General features: G+C 68.5%; 14 protein-coding genes and 1 pseudogene. 6 read left to right on the top strand and 9 right to left on the bottom strand.

All coding sequences use genetic code 11. The annotated features are described in order from the left end of the window. Nucleotides 1–43: 43 nt before the first annotated feature. Nucleotides 44–1,315 (bottom strand): diaminobutyrate--2-oxoglutarate transaminase, encoded by a 1,272-nt coding sequence (ectB, locus tag ACVWYS_RS05850; protein ID WP_456508666.1) that lies wholly within the window; start codon nucleotides 1,313–1,315, stop codon nucleotides 44–46. 624 nt (nucleotides 1,316–1,939) lie between these two features. Between ectB and ACVWYS_RS05845 the strand changes: the two genes are divergently transcribed. Next, nucleotides 1,940–3,076, top strand: a complete 1,137-nt coding sequence (locus ACVWYS_RS05845) for an LLM class flavin-dependent oxidoreductase (RefSeq protein ID WP_344365586.1) — start codon at nucleotides 1,940–1,942, stop codon at nucleotides 3,074–3,076. Then, complete coding sequence (locus tag ACVWYS_RS05840) at nucleotides 3,076–3,537, top strand: MarR family winged helix-turn-helix transcriptional regulator (RefSeq protein WP_456508665.1); 462 nt, start codon at nucleotides 3,076–3,078, stop codon at nucleotides 3,535–3,537. The genes ACVWYS_RS05845 and ACVWYS_RS05840 overlap by 1 nt, the downstream gene beginning before the upstream one ends. Before the next feature lie 82 nt (nucleotides 3,538–3,619). Here the strand turns inward: ACVWYS_RS05840 and ACVWYS_RS05835 are convergent, their stop codons facing one another. Further along, nucleotides 3,620–4,423: a transglutaminase-like domain-containing protein gene (locus ACVWYS_RS05835; protein ID WP_116766524.1), complete on the bottom strand. Its 804-nt coding sequence runs from the start codon at nucleotides 4,421–4,423 to the stop codon at nucleotides 3,620–3,622. Between the two features lie 73 nt (nucleotides 4,424–4,496). Continuing rightward, a complete protein-coding gene (locus ACVWYS_RS05830) occupies nucleotides 4,497–5,306 on the bottom strand; it encodes a hypothetical protein (protein WP_456508664.1) in 810 nt (269 codons plus the stop codon). 83 nt (nucleotides 5,307–5,389) lie between these two features. Here ACVWYS_RS05830 and ACVWYS_RS05825 point away from each other — a divergent pair, with 83 nt between their 5' ends. Together ACVWYS_RS05825 and ACVWYS_RS05820 are read left to right on the top strand one after the other, a co-directional pair. Beyond that, nucleotides 5,390–6,064 carry a DUF1684 domain-containing protein gene (locus ACVWYS_RS05825; RefSeq protein WP_116766523.1) on the top strand — a complete coding sequence of 225 codons (675 nt, stop codon included), beginning with the start codon at nucleotides 5,390–5,392 and terminating at the stop codon, nucleotides 6,062–6,064. A 4-nt stretch (nucleotides 6,065–6,068) separates the two neighbouring features. Continuing rightward, complete coding sequence (locus tag ACVWYS_RS05820; RefSeq protein ID WP_344365332.1) at nucleotides 6,069–6,554, top strand: GtrA family protein; 486 nt, start codon at nucleotides 6,069–6,071, stop codon at nucleotides 6,552–6,554. 87 nt (nucleotides 6,555–6,641) lie between these two features. Here ACVWYS_RS05820 and ACVWYS_RS05815 read toward each other — a convergent pair whose 3' ends face one another. Genes ACVWYS_RS05815 through ACVWYS_RS05795 form a run of 5 tightly spaced genes read right to left on the bottom strand, consistent with a single transcriptional unit; the run spans nucleotide 6,642 to nucleotide 12,637 of the window. Then, nucleotides 6,642–7,856, bottom strand: coding sequence for a cysteine desulfurase family protein (locus ACVWYS_RS05815; protein ID WP_456508663.1), 1,215 nt, complete (start codon nucleotides 7,854–7,856; stop codon nucleotides 6,642–6,644). 8 nt (nucleotides 7,857–7,864) lie between these two features. After that, nucleotides 7,865–8,806: a carboxylating nicotinate-nucleotide diphosphorylase gene (nadC, locus tag ACVWYS_RS05810; RefSeq protein ID WP_456508662.1), complete on the bottom strand. Its 942-nt coding sequence runs from the start codon at nucleotides 8,804–8,806 to the stop codon at nucleotides 7,865–7,867. Nucleotides 8,807–8,808: 2 nt separating this feature from the next. Next, nucleotides 8,809–10,620 carry an L-aspartate oxidase gene (nadB, locus tag ACVWYS_RS05805; RefSeq protein ID WP_456508661.1) on the bottom strand — a complete coding sequence of 604 codons (1,812 nt, stop codon included), beginning with the start codon at nucleotides 10,618–10,620 and terminating at the stop codon, nucleotides 8,809–8,811. After that, nucleotides 10,617–11,924 (bottom strand): quinolinate synthase NadA, encoded by a 1,308-nt coding sequence (gene nadA / locus ACVWYS_RS05800; protein WP_456509460.1) that lies wholly within the window; start codon nucleotides 11,922–11,924, stop codon nucleotides 10,617–10,619. The genes nadB and nadA overlap by 4 nt, the downstream gene beginning before the upstream one ends. Then, nucleotides 11,921–12,637, bottom strand: a complete 717-nt coding sequence (locus ACVWYS_RS05795; protein ID WP_091253495.1) for an NUDIX hydrolase — start codon at nucleotides 12,635–12,637, stop codon at nucleotides 11,921–11,923. Before ACVWYS_RS05795 ends, nadA begins: the two co-directional genes overlap by 4 nt. A gap of 196 nt (nucleotides 12,638–12,833) precedes the next feature. Here ACVWYS_RS05795 and ACVWYS_RS05790 point away from each other — a divergent pair, with 196 nt between their 5' ends. After that, entirely contained in the window at nucleotides 12,834–13,448 is a 615-nt protein-coding gene (locus ACVWYS_RS05790; protein WP_456509459.1) for a maleylpyruvate isomerase N-terminal domain-containing protein, read from the top strand. Between the two features lie 13 nt (nucleotides 13,449–13,461). On the opposite strand, the gene ACVWYS_RS05785 is transcribed toward ACVWYS_RS05790, so the two are convergent. Further along, nucleotides 13,462–13,935 carry an Lrp/AsnC family transcriptional regulator gene (locus ACVWYS_RS05785; protein WP_344368137.1) on the bottom strand — a complete coding sequence of 158 codons (474 nt, stop codon included), beginning with the start codon at nucleotides 13,933–13,935 and terminating at the stop codon, nucleotides 13,462–13,464. Between the two features lie 186 nt (nucleotides 13,936–14,121). On the opposite strand from ACVWYS_RS05785, the pseudogene ACVWYS_RS05780 reads away from it, so the two are divergent. Further along, a pseudogene (locus ACVWYS_RS05780) lies at nucleotides 14,122–15,523 on the top strand (amino acid permease). Nucleotides 15,524–15,734 lie beyond the last annotated feature (211 nt).

Here is a 15,734-nt window from a genome sequence, read left to right as displayed (position 1 = left end):
GCGAGCGGTCCTTGCCCCACTGCCGGGGCGTCCGTGCGGATGATCAAACAGTGGATGCCAAGGCGACAGGAACGCCGGTGACGGCCTCTGCGGCCCCGGCGAGAATATCGAGTCCCTTCCGCAGGTTCTCGTGGCTCATGGTCAGCGCGGGCATCGCCTTGATGACCTCACCCTGCGGACCCGACGTTTCCACGAGCAGCCCACGGGCGAACGACTCAGCCGCGATCTTTTCCGCAGTCCCGGGGTGGGGGTAGTAGACACCGGCGAGCAAGCCCCGGCCACGGACGGTGGCGCCGTCGATGCCGGCCGCGATCTGCGAAAGCCCGTCGTGCAGTTGCGTAATGAGCCCCGCGACATGCGACTCAAACCTGCCGTCCTGCCAGTAGTGCTCCAGGGCAGCGGCTCCGGTGACGAAGGCGGGGTTGTGGCCCCGGAATGTTCCGTTATGCTCGCCGGGTTTCCAGATGTCCAGCTCGGGCTTGAACAGTGTCAGCGCCATGGGCAGCCCGAAACCGGAAATGGATTTTGACAGGCAGACGATATCCGGGGTTATAGCCGCATCCTCGAAACTGAAGAATGTTCCGGTACGTCCGCAACCGGCCTGTACATCGTCAACAATGAGCAAAATGTCATGCTGGTGGCATAGCTCCGCGAGGCCCTGGAGCCACGATGCCCGGGCGGCTCTGAGCCCGCCCTCGCCCTGGACCGTTTCCACGATCACGGCGGCGGGTTTGTCGAGTCCGGATCCGCTGTCCTCCAGCGCGTGCCGGAGCCACAGGAAGTCCGGCGTCTGACCGTCGAAGAATCCGTCATAGGGCATGCTCGATGCATTCGTCAGCGGCACACCGGCGCCCTGCCGTTTCATGGAATTGCCGGTCACCGACAATGAGCCCAGGGTCATCCCGTGGAATGCGTTGGTGAAGCTGAGGATATGTTGCCGGCCGGTGACTTTACGCGCCAGCTTCAGGGCCGCTTCCACTGAGTTTGTTCCGGTGGGACCGGGGAACATTACTTTGTAATCCAAATGCCGGGGCTTGAGGATGAGCTCCTGGAATGATTCCAGGAAGCGCCGCTTGGCAGGCGTTTTCATGTCGAGCGAATGAACGATGGCGCCGGAAAGTAGGTAATCCACGAGCGGCCGGAGCAGTACCGGGTTGTTGTGGCCGTAGTTCAGTGCTCCGGCCCCGGAAAAGAAGTCCAGATATTCCCTGCCATCCTCACCGTAGAGGGTGCTGCCGGCGGCCCGCTCAAACACGGTGTCCCAGCTGCGGCAATAGCAGCGGACTTCAGATTCCAAAGTTTCAAAGATGTCCATCTTTCGATGTCCCCCGTACTTCTGCGACTAGCGAAGTGTCCCGAGCGTGGATTCAGCTCAGGCTCCCGGATGACGGGCAACGGAAGGACGCAGCACGACATCTGCGGCGTGCTGATCACTGCTCCCACGGAGCCCGTATTTTTTTCACCAATGGAGTATTTCCATACGTGAACGTGGCAGCTAATGCCTGCCCGAATGTGTTGCTATGCCTAGGCTAGTCTCAGGCAGCTCTCAGCACCTGAGTATTAGGTACTTGTTTTTTCCACCCAAACGGCTGGTGGACTACCCGATTCGGTGGAGATCCAACAATTCTGCCAGCGCCTGGCAATGTCGAATAAGGACGTCCGGCCCTTGCGTTGTTGCATCAACTCTTCCGCGCATTGGCGTCTGACACGGGCGCGGACGTCAGGCCTCCGGACATTTCCTTGAGCAGGTCCGGGTTGGTGTTGGCGAGGCTGCCGTAGGCTTCGTGGCAGCAGGGTGTCAGCAACCGGGATGGCCGCAGCCGCAAGGTAAGGGAATATCCGGCCGCTCCGGGCGTTATACCGACCGATACATGCAAATGCATGTAAATCGGTTATAGTGGAAACAGTCCCCGGATCACCGGCCATGGAAAGGCACATCATGCAGATCGGCGTCTTCAGCGTCAGCGACATCACCACCGACCCCACCACGGGCCGCACCCCCACGGAGCACGAGCGCATCAAGGCGTCCGTGGCGATCGCCAAGAAGGTCGAAGAGATCGGCATGGATGTCTATGCGATCGGCGAGCACCACAACCGCCCGTTCTTCTCCTCCTCCCCCACCACCACGCTGGCCTACATCGCTGCCCAGACAGAGCGCATCATCTTGTCCACGGCCACCACGCTGATCACCACCAATGACCCGGTCAAGATCGCGGAAGACTTCGCGATGCTCCAGCACCTCGCGGACGGCCGCGTGGACCTGGTGCTGGGCCGCGGCAACACGGCACCCGTCTACCCCTGGTTCGGCAAGAACATCCAGGACGGGATCGAACTTGCGATCGAGAACTACAGCCTGCTGCGCCGCCTCTGGGATGAGGACACCGTCAACTGGTCCGGCAAACACCGCACCCCGCTGCAGAACTTCACGTCCACGCCCCGCCCGCTCGACGGCGTCGCCCCCTTCGTGTGGCACGGCTCCATCCGCACGCCGCAGATCGCCGAAGTGGCCGCCTACTACGGTGACGGCTTCTTCGCCAACAACATCTTCTGGCCCAAGGAGCACTACCAGCAGCTGATCGGCCTCTACCGCGAGCGCTACGAGCACTACGGCCACGGCAAGGCGGACCAGGCCATCGTGGGCCTCGGCGGCCAGTTCTTCATGCGGAAGAACTCCCAGGACGCCGTCAAGGAGTTCCGCCCCTACTTCGACAACGCCCCGGTCTACGGCCACGGCCCGTCGCTGGAAGACTTCACCTCCCAGACCCCGCTGACGGTCGGCAGCCCGCAGGAAGTCATCGAGAAGACCCTGACGTTCCGGGAATACTTTGGCGACTACCAGCGCCAGCTCTTCCTGATCGACCACGCCGGCCTGCCGCTGAAGACGGTCCTGGAGCAGCTGGACCTGTTCGGCGAAGAGGTCCTGCCGGTGCTCCGCCGGGAATACGCCGCACTCAAGCCGGCGCATGTCCCCGAGCCTCCCACGCACGCCGGCCGGGTAGCCGCCGCGCTGGCCGCGGGCACCGGCGACGCCGCCGCGGCAGAGACAGCGACAGAGACCACCAGCCAGGACGCGTGATGCACGCCAAGACCACAGAATCGCCGGTGCGCCTGGCCGCGGAAACCTGGGAATCACTGTTCCGCACCCAGGTGGCGGTGATGCGCAAGCTGCAGGCGGCGCCGGCGTTCAAGGCCCTGGCGCTCAATGAGTACGACGTCCTGTTCACGCTCTCCCGCTGCCCGTCCGGCTGGCTGCGCCTGAACGAGCTCAACGACAACGTCCTGCTGAGCCAGTCGAGCCTGAGCCGGCTGGTGGAGCGGCTCGAAAAACGCGGCCTCGTGGAACGGATGCCAGCTCCCGACGACGGCCGGGGCATCCTGATCCGGCTCACCGATGCCGGAAGGGACCTGCAGAAGCAGATCGGCCGGGAGCACGTCCGGGACATCGCCGCGCTGGTGGTGCCGGCACTCTCGGCCGCCGAACAGCAGGAACTGCTGCGGCTGACCGAGAAGCTCCGCGCCTCGGTCGCCGCACGCTGACGGTCGGTGGCCGGCCGACTGCCGGCCTCGCAAAGGCGCCCCTTCCGGATACGTCCGGAAGGGGCGCCTTTGCATATGGTGCCTACCTGATGGCGACGAGCTTCGCCGGGTCTTCCACCGGCAGCACATCCACGATCGCTGTGACTTTGATGTCCTGCAGCGACAGGCTTCCGCCCACCGTCGAGAGGAAAGCTGTGTCCGAGGAATCGCGCCCGGCCGTGATTCGCAGCATGCTTTCCCGCGGTGCCAGGCCGGTGGGGTCGATGATGTGCCAGGCTCCGTTGATGTGTGCTTCGGCCACAGCGTGGAAGTCCATCGGGGTCAAGCCCGGCGCATACACGGCCGCCAGCCGGGCCGGGACGTTCTTGGACCGCAGCAGGGCAATGGCGAGGTGGGCGAAGTCCCTGCAGACACCACGACGGTGCAGGAGCGTTTCGACGGCGCCGTCGGTCCCCCGCGAGGAACCGCTGACATAGCGCAGTTCGCTGAAGACCCAGTTGCGGACAGCGTGGAGCAGCTCTTCGCCCTGAAGGCCGCCGAATTCGGCATACGCTGTGGGCAGCAGCCGGTCAGACTCCGCGTAGCGGCTGGGCCGGACATACCGGATCAGTTCCATGAGGCCCGGTTCTTCGGGCAGAGCTACACCGGTGACCGTGGCCGAGTACTCCACCAGGACTTCTGCGGGTTCGGCGAATTCCATGTAGTGGAACCGCCCGCCGTGGTGGTCCGAGAGCTCCGTCAGCGGCACCTGCCCGCCGCCCGCGGTCACCGACAGCGACTCTTCCAGGGAGTCGTACCCGGCGTTTCGGGCCACGGCCACGGCGAGCGCCACTTTGGTCTCGGCGACGGTTTTGAAGGCCAGGCGGGCGGCTACAGTGCGTTCCATGTATCTCCGGGATGTGAGGTGAGGGCAAGGAGAAGTCGCCGTCGACGGCCCGGGGATGTGCGGGTGTGCGGGACTAGTTTTTGATCTTCAGAGACATTAGCATCCGCTGGACGTTGGCAAATTCGGACCCGTCGTTAACGTACTTGGCGGCCTGGTCAAGGGTGTCGAACGCCTTTGCCGGAGCGACCTTCTGGTCCGGAGCCAACGGCTTGAGCACCGTCAGGTCGGCAAAGGAATAGTCGCCCTTGCCGTCCGGGCCGCGGACCACGTTCGGCAGCGCGCAGCTCTTGCCGCCGGCCCCGCCCACCACGTTCGTGATGCCGTAGGAGCCGAAGTACTTGTAGCCCTGGATGACCCGGAACACCACGTGCGGATCGATGGTCCCCTCGCCGCCCCGGTGCGGCAGGTCGACGGGCACGCTGCTGACCACGACGTAGTTCCGCGCGTCGCCGTCCGAGCAGGCGGGGACGGGCTGCGGCGCGAGCCCCGTCTGGAGGGTGGCCAGATAGGCGCCTTTGGCGTCTTTGACCTCGATTTTCAGTGCGCCCGGGAGCGTGCCGGCGTCGGGGGCAACGGACTGGACAATCCAGTCCTGCGGCACCTCAAAACTGACGGTCTTTGCCGGATCGGTGAAGAGTTTCCAGGCCGACGCCGTGGAGCCCGGGGTGGCGGAAACGCTGGCGGACGGCGTCGGGCTCTGGGCGGGAGCCGACGTCGTACTTTCCGTTGCGCTGCTGCCGGCCGTCCACACGGGCGCCCCCTTGCCGTCGCTGCTGCAGCCCGAGAGCGCCACCGACGCGACCGCGAGCGCGACGCCGGCGCGCAGCGCGGCGTTCCGAGTCCCGGCGGTGCCTGATCCTTTGGCAGGGTCCCTCCCAGTCATGGAGTCAGCGTAGCTTGGGTCCTGGTCCAGCGCCGGGATCCGGGGCAGAAATGCGGCACAGGGAAAGCGGATACGCTGGGGGCATGGCCGAACAGCACTTTGACGGAACGCATTTTGGGGAGCACGGCGATGCGGCAGGCATGTCAGCGCTCGATATCGCGGACTGGCGGCTGCGCACCTTTGCCCTGTACGCCACCACGCGCAAGATCGCGGCCGACAGCCCGGCGGAGGCCCATTCCTACTGGCGCCAGGAGCGGGACCGCATGTTCGGCACGCACCCTGCGTCGGCGCTGACCGCCGAGGCCAAAGCGAGCTTCGGCGGATTGAAGACGGCGGACTACGATCCGATCTACCGGTTCTATGTTCCCCTGACCCTGGAAGGCGCAGGCCGGGAAATGAACGTGGAGACCGGGACCGACGGCCTGGTGCGGTTTGTCCGGCTGGGCACGTTCGATCTTCCCGAGATGGGACAGCTCGCGGTCTGGAAACTCCGGGGCTACGGGGGCGGCATCTTCGTGCCGTTCCGTGATGCCACGGCCGGCCAGCCGGGCGGCAGCTACGGGGCCGGACGCTACCTGCTGGATACCATCAAGGGCGCTTTCCACGGTGTTCGGGGCTCCGGGCCCGACGCCGAATTCATCCTGGACTTCAATTTCGCCTACAACCCCTCGTGCGCCTACAACGAAGCGTGGGCCTGTCCCCTTGCGGGTCCGGCCAACCGGCTGGCCGTGGACATCCCCGTGGGCGAACTGTACTGAGCGGATGGAGTCCCAGCTCGAACAGCAGTCCCCCGCACCCGGCGTCGTCCGCGGGCCGAAAACCCGGCGCCACCGCGGAATCCTGCGTTACCCCGTGGTCCGGCAGCTCCTCCGGTTCACGGGCGTCGGCATTGTCTGCACGCTGACGTCCCTTGCCTTGTACGCCCTGTCCCGGCCCTGGCTCGGTGCCCAGCCGGCCAACGCGACGGCCCTGGTCCTGACCTCCTTCATGAACACCGCACTCAACCGGCGCCTGACATTCAAGATCACCGAACGCCGCCGGATGAAGCGCGACCACCTCAACGGCCTCATCGTAATCCTCGTGGCGCTGCTGATCACCGGCGGCAGCCTGGCCGTCCTGCACTGGGTCCGTCCCGAGGCCACGGTGGCCGAAGAGCTCTGGACCACTACCCTCTCCGGCTTCGCCGCCACCGCTGTGCGGTTCACGATGCTGCGGCACTGGATCTTCCGCCGCGCCCGTCACCGCTAGCGTCACCCCCGCCGAATACCTCCGTTGCGCTATCACTTATGGCTGCTCCGGGCGCCCCGGAACAGCCATAAATGATAGAGCAACGATTCAGGTGCCGAGGGTCTGGACCCCGGCGACGGCGACGCCCACGGCAGCGGCGGCCTGACGGAGCTCCTCCGCGGTCACGGTCGCATCGAAGCTGAACCGCACGGCCGTCTGGGCGACCTCGGGTTCGATCCCCATGGCCAGCAGCACGGGCGACGGCGCGTCCGAGCCCGCCGCGCACGCCGACCCGCTGGAGCAGATCACGCCCTGGCGTTCGAGTTCCAGCAGCACTGACTCGCCACTGGTGCCCGGGAAGCAGAAGGAAGCCACGGAGGGCAGCCGCTCGGTGGGATGCCCGGTGAGGATGGCCCCGGGAACACCGGCCAGCACAGCCGCGATGAAGTCCTCGCGGAGGTCCGCGACGCGCCGGGCCGGGTCCTGAGCCGGTTCTGCCGCCACGTCGGAAGCAACGCCCTCGGCCGTTTGTCCCGCCGGTCCCGGCTGTGCGGCCCGGGCAAGCGTCAGTGCCGTCGCCAGCGCCACGGCTCCGGCGACGTTTTCCGTGCCGGAGCGGCGCCCGCGTTCCTGGCCGCCGCCGTGGACCAGCGGTTCCAGCCGGGTCCGGCCGCGCACGAACAACGCGCCGCTGCCTTTGGGCGCGCCCAGCTTGTGGCCTGAAATGCTCAGCGCATCCACACCCAGCGCGCCCGTGTCCAGCGGCAGCCAGCCGGCGGCCTGGACGGCGTCGGTGTGGAACGGGATTCCGCGGCCCCGGGCCAGCGCCGCGAGCCGGGCGATGGGCTGCACCGTCCCGACCTCGTTGTTGGCGTACATCACGCTGACCAGCGCGGTCCGGGGCCCCAGCAGGGCGGCCAGCGCCTCTTCCGTGACCTGCCCGTAGCGGTCCACGGGAATCACGTCGACGCCGAAGCCATGGACGCGTTCGAGGTACCGGGCGGATTCTTCCACCGCGGGATGTTCGACGGCGCTGATCGCCACCCGGTCCAAGCCCGGATCGGCGGCGCGCCGGGCCAGGGCGATGCCCTTGACGGCGAGGTTGTCCGCCTCCGTGCCGCCGGAAGTGAAGATGATCTCCCCGGACCGGCAGCCCAGGGCCTTGGCTGTCGCGGCCCGGGCCCCGGCGAGCGCCGTGGCAGCCGTGTCCCCCAGGGAGTGGTGGCTCGACGGGTTGCCGAACTCGCCCGTAAGGTACGGCCACATGGCTTCCAGCACCTCGCGGCGGACCGGGGTGGTGGCCGCGGCGTCGAGGAAGATCACGGCGGGCCTCAGCCCGCTGCCGGGTCGGCGGCGGGGGCGACAGCCAGCTCGATATCGAGGCCGAGATCCAGGGCCGTGACGCTGTGGGTCAGGCCGCCGATCGAGATGACGTCCACCCCGGTGGCCGCGATGTCCGCCACGGTGGCGAGGTTGACGTTGCCGCTGGCTTCGACCCGGGCCCTGCCGCCCACCAGCCGGACGCCGGCCGCCAGATCGGACAGGGAGAAGTTGTCCAACATGATGGTATCCACCCCGGCGGCCAGGACCGGCTCGATCTGCTCCATGGTGTCCACTTCCACCTCGAAGTGAGTCGTGTGGCCGAGCTGGGCCTTGGCGCGCCGCAGCACCTCGGTGAGCTTCGCCGGATCGCCCCCGGTGAGGACCGCCAGGTGGTTGTCCTTTGCCAGGACGGCGTCCGAGAGGCTGAAGCGGTGGTTGGCGCCGCCGCCGCAGCGCACGGCGTAGCGTTCCAGGACCCGGAGCCCCGGCGTTGTCTTGCGGGTGTCGGTGATCCGCGCGCCGGTCCCGTCCACGAGCGCCACGAACTCGGCGGTCCTGGTGGCGATGGCGCTCATCCGCTGCACCAGGTTCAGCCCGACGCGTTCGGCCAGCAGCACGGCGCGGGCGTTCCCGGTCACCCGGGCCAGTGCAGTTCCGGCAGCAAAGGACTCGCCGTCGTTGACGAGGAGTTCGACGACGGCGTCAGGGTCGGTCAGCGTCATCGCCGCGGCGAACACCTCGCCGCCGCTCAGCACGCCGGGAACGCGGGCGTTCAATACCGCCGTCGCACGCGCCTGCGCGGGGATGAGCGTCTGCGAGGTGATGTCGCCGTACGGGGCGTCCTCCTGGAGCGCCGTGTGGAGGACGGCCAGGACGGCGGCCTGGGGCAGGCTCCCGGCGAGCGCCGCGGTGCGGGAGGGCAGGGTTTCCGGGGCAGCGGTTGCTGTCATGGCTAGATCCTTTGCATGGAGCGGGCAGCGGCATGATGCCGGCCGCTGGAGGTCAGTGAGGCGGGACCGGACTGCACGGCAGCCTCGGCATGGTCTTCCGTGGGTGCAGTGTCGTTCGAGCGGGCGGCGTCTGCCAGGCGGGAGGTGACGGCCCGGGCGGTGTCCGCCCGGTAGTGGGCTCCGACGGACTGCGTGCGGTTCAGGGCAGCCGCCACAAGCAAGCGGGCCGCGAGGAGCAGGTTCCGGTCCTCGCGGGCGCCCTGGTCCAGGCCGGCACTGTCCCCGGCGGCAAGCCCCGCCGCCCACTGCGCCAGCTGAAGCGCGGCGGCGGCGAGCTCGGCGCCGGTGCGCGTCACTCCGGCAGCCGCGGTCATGAGCCGGCCGAGGGCTGCACGGCTGAAGGGAACCCCGGCGGCGCCGGTGCGTGGAGGAACAGCGGCCGCGGACAGGTCGATGCTACCGGCGTGGACGTCCCCTCGCGCCGGTGAGAACCATGTCGTCTCCGGCGCGGGGGCACGCAGGAAGTCTTCGACGGCGCGGCGGCCGAACACGAGACCCTCCAGCAGCGAGTTGCTCGCCAATCGGTTGGCTCCCTGGGCGCCGGTGCGGGCAACCTCGCCGGCGGCATACAGGCCCGGAACGGACGTGCGGCCCCACAGATCGGTGCAGACGCCACCCATCCAGTAGTGGGCGGCCGGGGACACGGGTACCGGCTCGGCGGTCCAGTCATAACCGGCGCCCCGGGTGGCGGCCGTGATGGTCGGGAACCGCCGGGCGAGGAAGCCGGTGCCGCGGGCGGACTCGATGCCGCGCGCGTCCAGGTAGACCGGGCTGTCCGGTGCGGCGCCCGTGGCGGCCAGGTGGAGGGCGATGCTGCGGGAGACGACGTCGCGTGGGGCGAGCTCGGCGTCCGGGTGGTAGTCCGGCATGAAGCGGTAGCCCGCGGAGTCCAGCAGCACCGCCCCCTCGCCGCGGACCGCTTCGGAGATGAGCAGGGCCGGCGGGCCGCCGGGGACCTCCTCGGCGGCAAGGGTGGTGGGGTGGAACTGGAAGAACTCGAGGTCCCGCACCGCGGCGCCGGCACGCCAGGCCAGGGCGAGGCCGTCGGCGGTGGCGACGGAGGGGTTGCTCGTGCGGGCAAACAGCCGGCCGGCACCCCCGGTGGCGAGGAGGACGCCGTCGGCGGCCAGCTGGTGGGTCCGGCCGCCGGCCAGATATTCCACGCCGGTGACCCGGGGCGGCGTCGTGCTGCCGGGCCGCGAGGGTGATCCGGGCTGACCGTCGGGCCCGGCGTCGGTCAGGAGGTCCGTGACGAACGCACTGGTCTCCACCCGGAGCAGGCCCTGGACGGCCCGTTCCAGGACAGCGGCGACCAGCCCGCGGGCGATGCAGGCGCCCGTCGCGTCCCCGCCGGCGTGCAGGATGCGCGGCGCGGAATGCGCGGCTTCGAGGCCCAGGGCCGGGCCGCCGTCGGGACGGGCGTCAAAGTGCACGCCGTAGCGGCCCAGGCCGGCGATGTCCCGGACGGCCTCCGTGCAGAGGACCCGGACGGCCTCGGCGTCGTTGAGCCCGGCGCCGGCGGCGAGGGTGTCGCCGATGTGGGCGGCTACGGAGTCCCCGGGGGCGGCGTCCTCGGCCGCCAGGACGGCAGAGACACCGCCCTGGGCGTAGAAGGTATTGCTTTGCTCCAGCGTCCCCTTGCTCAGGAGGACCACCTCGATGTCACGGCCGCTGCCGGCAGCCGCGTCGGAAGCGAGCAGCGCGGCGTAGAGCCCGGCAACGCCGCTGCCGACGATCACCAGCCGCCTGGTCACGGCCGCGCCGCCAGCATGCGTTCCAGCGCCACCTTTGCCGGGGCCGCGACGTCGTCCTCCACCGTGATGCGGTTGACCACTTCGCCCCGGACGAGCGCTTCCAGGACCCAGGCAAGGTAGCCGGGGTGGATGCGGTACATCGTGGAGCAGGGGCAGATCACCGGGTCCAGGCAGAAGATGGTGTGCTGCGGGTACTCCGCGGCCAGCCGGTTGACGAGGTTGATCTCCGTGCCGACGGCGAAGGTGGTGGGCTCCGTGGCGGCGGCGATCGCCTTGCGGATGAAGTCGGTGGAGCCGGCGGAGTCGGCGGCGTCGACCACCTCCATGGGGCATTCCGGGTGCACGATGACCTGCACGCCGGGGAACTCGGCCCGGGCCTTGTCGATCTGGCCGACGTTGAAGCGCTTGTGGACGGAGCAGAAACCGTGCCAGAGGATCACGCGGGAGTCCTGCAGCGCCTGTTCATCGTTGCCGCCGAGGTCCTTGCGCGGGTTCCACATGGGCATCCGGTCCAGCGGAACGCCCATGGCCTTGGCGGTGTTGCGGCCCAGGTGCTGGTCCGGGAAGAAGAGCACGCGCTGGCCGCGCTCGAACGCCCATTCGAGCACGGTGGCGGCGTTCGAGGAGGTGCAGACGATGCCGCCATGCTCGCCGCAGAAGCCCTTGAGGGCGGCCGAGGAGTTCATGTAGGTGACCGGAATGACCGGAACCCGGCCGTCGGCGTCGGGTTCCGTGCCGAAAAGCTCCTCGAGCTGTTCCCAGCACTCGGTGACCGAGTCGATGTCCGCCATGTCCGCCATGGAGCAGCCCGCGGCAAGGTTGGGCAGGATGACGGCCTGCTCGGGCCGGGACAGGATGTCCGCGGTTTCGGCCATGAAGTGGACGCCGCAGAAGATGATGGCTTCGGCTTCCGGGCGGGTCAGTGCCGCGTTGGCGAGCTGGAAGGAATCGCCCACGAAGTCGGCGTATTCGACCACTTCGTCGCGCTGGTAGAAGTGCCCCAGCACGACGGCACGTTCCCCCAGTGCCGCTTTCGCGGCGCGGATGCGGGCGTCGAGTTCGGCGTCGCTGGCGAGCTTGTACTCCTCCGGCAGCTGCCCCTGCCGCGGGGTCGACGCCGGGGCGGCGTCGGCGGATGAGGCGCCGGGACCGTACGCGGGCACCCCGGCGAGGGCCTCGGCGAGGTCGAAGTCCCACGGCCCGCGCGCCAGGGCGGGGCTGCAGGTGTTGGCCGCCGCGCCGCCTGCCGTGGTGGTGGCCTGTTCGCGCGTGATCAGCTGGATTGCCGTGTTGACGCTGCTCATGGTGTGCTCCTGTTGTCTGGGTCAAGGCCGGGGCGGCCGGTAAAGCGGTAGAGGCGGGGCGGGCGGTGCTTGCCGCCCTGCAGGTATTGGTCGGTTTCTTCGATTTCCGGCGTGGCCTTGACCTGCCGGCGGAAGTTGGCCGGATCGAGTTCGCGGTCCAGGACGGCCTCGTAGACTTCCCGGACCTGGGCGAGGGTGAAGTACTCGCCCAGCAGGTGGTACGCGATGGATCCGTAGGCCATCTTGTTGCGCAGCCGCCACAGGGCGTAGTCGATGATCGCGTTGTGGTCGAAGGCGAGCTCGCCGAGCCGGTCGGCGCGGAACCAGCGCACGTTTTCCGACTCGTCCGCGAGCGCGGCCTCCGTGGGCTGGACCAGCGCCCAGTACACGATCGAGACGACTCGCTGGGTGGGTGAGCGGTGCAGGCCGCCGAAGGCGTAGAGCTGCTCGAGGAAGTTCGGGGCCAGTCCGGTGGTCTCGCGCAGGTTCCGGGACGCGGCATCCTGGAGGGACTCGGAGTGCGTGAGCGGGCCGCCGGGCAGTGCCCAGAGGTCCTTGAACGGTTCCCGGATCCGGCGCACCAGCGGGATCCAAAGGGTGGGCCGTCCGGACCGCTCGCTGGGACGCAGCGCAAAGATCACGGTGGAGATGGCCAGCGACGGCGGGGCGAGCTGGCGCTCCGAGACGTTGGCAGCTGTCGTGTAAACGGCGATTCACCCCGCATTCCAGACTTCTGGGCGGTCCCCGTGGGGACCCCCGGAAGGTGCCGGCCCGACCGCCGGACTAGTTATAGTCAATGTGACTAGAACTAATTCTACGACCACTGGCTCCTGAAGCGAAATGTTGCGGGCCCTGCCGTCACTGCCGCCGCGGTTGGAAGCTCACGCCGGCGGGACAATAATCGGCGGTATGGATGCTGTGGCGATTAGATACTGCTACCTCGGAGCGGCGCGTGCGTTCCTGGACCTGGTGGAACACGTGCCCGAAGCCGCCTGGACCAGGCCGGCGCTGGGCGAGTGGGACGTCCGCGCACTGACGGGCCACACGAGCCGTGCGCTGAGCACCGTCGAGACGTACCTCTCCGCCCCCGCCAGCGGAGACAGGCTCGACGGCCCGGTAGCCTATTTCCTGGCGATCCGCGGTGGCGTGCTGCCCGAGGCCATCGCCGCGCGCGGCCGTGAGGCCGGCGAAGCCCTCGGGCAGGACCCGGCCGCCGCCGTCAGGAAGCTCGTGGACCGGGTCACGGAACTCGTCGCGAAGACCCCGGACGACGCGCCCGTCGCCACCGCCGCCGGGGCAATGACCCTGATCGACTACCTGCCGACCCGCAGCTTCGAACTGGCCGTGCACGGCCTGGACCTGGCCCGCGCCATCGGCCTCCCGCCGCCCGATACGCTCTCCCCCGCTATCGCCGCGTCCCTGGAACTCGCCGGGGCCATCGGCGCGCGGCTGCCCTCGGCCCCGGACCTGCTGCTCCTGCTCACGGGGCGCTCCGGACTGCCCGGGAACCTCAGCGTCGTGTAGGGCCGCCGTGGATTCACCGGCGTCCGGCCGCAGCCTCCAGCAGCGGCAGGGTGCGCCCCTGGAAGTGGGTGTTGAGGACGATCACGGAGGAGGAGCGCAGGACGGTCCTGGTGCCGATCATGGCATCGAGGACGCGCTGGAGGTCCGAATTGGAGCGCGCGGCTATGCGGGCCATGAGGTCCGAACTCCCGGAGACTGTGTGGATTTCAATCAGCTCGGGGATCTGCGCCAGGGCCTCCACGACGGCGTCGTGCCCGAGGTCCTGGTTGATCGTGAGGGAACAGAACGCCACCACGGGGAAGCCGAAGTGCGCCGGATCGGGCTGCGGCACCCAGGAGCCGATCACGCCGCCGTCCTGCATCCGGTCCAGCCGCGACTGCACTGTGGCGCGGGCCACCTTCAGGACCCGCGAGGCTTCCAGGACAGAGGCCCTCGGTGAATCCGTGAAAAATCGGACAATCTTTGCGTCCAGCGGATCGACGTCCATGAATTCTTCCCTCCCAAGCAGCCCGGGCCGGACAAACCGTTGCCGAATTCCCGATTCAGTGAGCAAACTGCCACCATGCTCTCACGGCCTTGGCACTGCGGCAGCCGGAAAGGCCGGGCGAAAGACGGTAAATTCAATAGGTCCCATAAGGACGCCCAGCTCAAAAACCACACGAAGGTTCGCCACATGACAACGAAGTCCACCGCGAAGTTACCCGCCGCCCGTCCGGCCCCGACCCTGGGGCACAGCATGAAGCCGCGGCAGCTGACCATGATGGGACTGGGCAGCGCGATCGGCGCCGGCCTGTTCCTCGGCTCAGGTGCCGGAATCCAGGCGGCGGGGCCGGCCGTACTGATCTCCTACCTCGTCGCAGGAACCCTGATCATTTTGGTCATGTGGGCGCTCGGCGAGATGGCCGCTGCCAACCCCAACAGCGGCGCGTTCTCCGTCTACGCGCAGAAGGCCATGGGCAAGACCGCCGGCGCGACCGTCGGCTGGCTCTGGTGGCTGCAGCTCGTGGTGGTCATCGCCGCTGAGGCGCTGGGTGCGGCCGCCCTCCTGTTCACCGTATGGCCGGTGATCCCCGTCTGGGCGCTGTCCCTGATCTTCATGGCCCTGTTCACGGCGGTCAACCTCGCCGGCGTGAAGAACTTCGGCGAGTTCGAGTTCTGGTTCGCCATCCTCAAGGTGGCTGCCATCCTGCTGTTCCTCGGCATCGGCGCGGCCCTGCTGCTGGGCTGGCTGCCGGACGTCCCGTCCCCGGGACTGAGCAACTTCACCTCCAATTTTGCCCCGGCGGGCCTGGGCGGCATCGCCACCGCGCTCTTCGTAGTGATCTTCGCCTTCGGCGGCACGGAGATCGTCAGCGTCGCCGCGGCCGAGACGGAGAACCCGCAGCACAGCGTGGCACAGGCGATCCGCACCGTGGTCTGGCGGATCCTCGTGTTCTACATCGGCTCGGTATTCGTCATCGCCGCCGTCCTGCCCTCAACCTCGGCGGCCTTGAAATCCCCCTTCGCCGGCGTGCTCGACGCCGCCCGGATCCCCGGCGCCGGCGGCCGCGATCACTCTGGTCGCCGTCGTCGCACTGCTGTCCGCCCTGAACGCCAACCTCTACGGCGCATCGCGCATGGTGTACTCGCTCGCCGAGCGCGGGGAGGCCCCGCGGTTCCTCTCGAGGCTCAACACGGCCCGGGTCCCCGTGCTGGCCGTCAGCGTCTCTGTCGCCTTCGGCTTCCTGGCCGCCGTCCTGGAGTTGCTCTTCCCGGACCAGATCCTGCCGGCCCTGTTCCAGCTTGTCGGGTCCACGTGCCTCGTGGTGTGGGGCTCAGCCCTCGTGTCGCAGCTGATCCTGCGCCGCCGCGCGGACCGGGACGGCACCCCGCTGCCGCTGCGGATGAAGGGCTTCCCCGGGCTGACGATCTTCGGCCTGGCACTCCTGGCGCTGATCTTCGCCGTCGGCTTCAGTAGCCCCGAAAGCAGCAAGCAGCTCTTCAGCACCTTGGCCCTCGTCGCCGGCATCGCCGCGGCATGCTGGATCGGCGCCCGCGTCACCCGCAACCGGGCCGCCGCCCGGCAGTCCGAATAGCCTGGAGGGAGTGCCGCTTCGCTTCCGCGCAGCGGCACTCCCCCGGCACGGCCGTTGCGCCCGCGCGGCACCCCGGAGGCGGGGCACGGGCATGGCAGGCCGGATTCACGGGACGCTAGACAAATTGCCACATGTTTTGGCTTAGGGTGACGCAGAATTATGCAGTCTGGGCAGCAATACCTAGGCTGATTGCCCACCCTGCCGCCGGTGA

Source organism: Arthrobacter sp. TE12231 (assembly GCF_054062895.1).
This window is presented reverse-complemented; position numbering and strand designations above follow the sequence as displayed.

What these genes read in the sequence shown, in the direction of transcription:
- ectB (WP_456508666.1), bottom strand. Translation starts at nt 1,315, where the DNA reads ATGGACATCTTTGAAACTTTGGAATCTGAAGTCCGCTGCTATTGCCGC.
- ACVWYS_RS05845 (WP_344365586.1), top strand. Translation starts at nt 1,940, where the DNA reads ATGCAGATCGGCGTCTTCAGCGTCAGCGACATCACCACCGACCCCACC.
- ACVWYS_RS05840 (WP_456508665.1), top strand. Translation starts at nt 3,076, where the DNA reads ATGCACGCCAAGACCACAGAATCGCCGGTGCGCCTGGCCGCGGAAACC.
- ACVWYS_RS05835 (WP_116766524.1), bottom strand. Translation starts at nt 4,423, where the DNA reads ATGGAACGCACTGTAGCCGCCCGCCTGGCCTTCAAAACCGTCGCCGAG.
- ACVWYS_RS05830 (WP_456508664.1), bottom strand. Translation starts at nt 5,306, where the DNA reads ATGACTGGGAGGGACCCTGCCAAAGGATCAGGCACCGCCGGGACTCGG.
- ACVWYS_RS05825 (WP_116766523.1), top strand. Translation starts at nt 5,390, where the DNA reads ATGGCCGAACAGCACTTTGACGGAACGCATTTTGGGGAGCACGGCGAT.
- ACVWYS_RS05820 (WP_344365332.1), top strand. Translation starts at nt 6,069, where the DNA reads ATGGAGTCCCAGCTCGAACAGCAGTCCCCCGCACCCGGCGTCGTCCGC.
- nadC (WP_456508662.1), bottom strand. Translation starts at nt 8,806, where the DNA reads ATGACAGCAACCGCTGCCCCGGAAACCCTGCCCTCCCGCACCGCGGCG.
- nadA (WP_456509460.1), bottom strand. Translation starts at nt 11,924, where the DNA reads ATGAGCAGCGTCAACACGGCAATCCAGCTGATCACGCGCGAACAGGCC.
- ACVWYS_RS05790 (WP_456509459.1), top strand. Translation starts at nt 12,834, where the DNA reads ATGGATGCTGTGGCGATTAGATACTGCTACCTCGGAGCGGCGCGTGCG.
- ACVWYS_RS05785 (WP_344368137.1), bottom strand. Translation starts at nt 13,935, where the DNA reads ATGGACGTCGATCCGCTGGACGCAAAGATTGTCCGATTTTTCACGGAT.